Here is a 415-nt window from a genome sequence, read left to right as displayed (position 1 = left end):
GAGCGCGGTGATGCGCATGCGGTGGCCGTCGGTGGAGCCGAGCACCGACAGGACGTCGTAGTCGGCTTCGGAGAGCGCGCTGTCCTGGTGGAGGTCGCGGGCGATCTCGGCGTTGACGAGGGGGAACATCCGGCGCCAGGCGTACCAGGCGTCCTGTTCGGACTCGGTGAGCCAGCGGGGGTGGGCGGACTCGGGCACTTCGGTCATGGAAGCAGCCTATCCACTTTGGTGACACATCACCTACCTAGTTGACATATCACGCATCATCGAGTTGCCTGGATGACACGTCAACAACAAAAGTGCGCCCGCGCCCATTTCCTCCGCACCGAACGGGAGTTCACCTCATGACCCGCCTGCACGTCATCTACGCCGCCCACCGCCCCACCTCCGCCGGCGGCCCCCTCGCCCGCTGGGT

Annotated in this window: 1 pseudogene; it reads right to left on the bottom strand. The window is 66.0% G+C overall.

The window, feature by feature from the left end:
* Positions 1-207, bottom strand: a pseudogene (locus tag VR44_RS34310) (MarR family transcriptional regulator); the annotation flags it as partial.
* Between the last annotated feature and the right edge of the window lie 208 nt (positions 208-415).

Source organism: Streptomyces katrae (assembly GCF_000966975.1).
Classification (GTDB): Bacteria; Actinomycetota; Actinomycetes; order Streptomycetales; family Streptomycetaceae; genus Streptomyces; species Streptomyces katrae.
The sequence above is the reverse complement of the archived record's forward strand: the minus strand, read 5'-3'. Positions and strand labels throughout refer to the sequence as shown.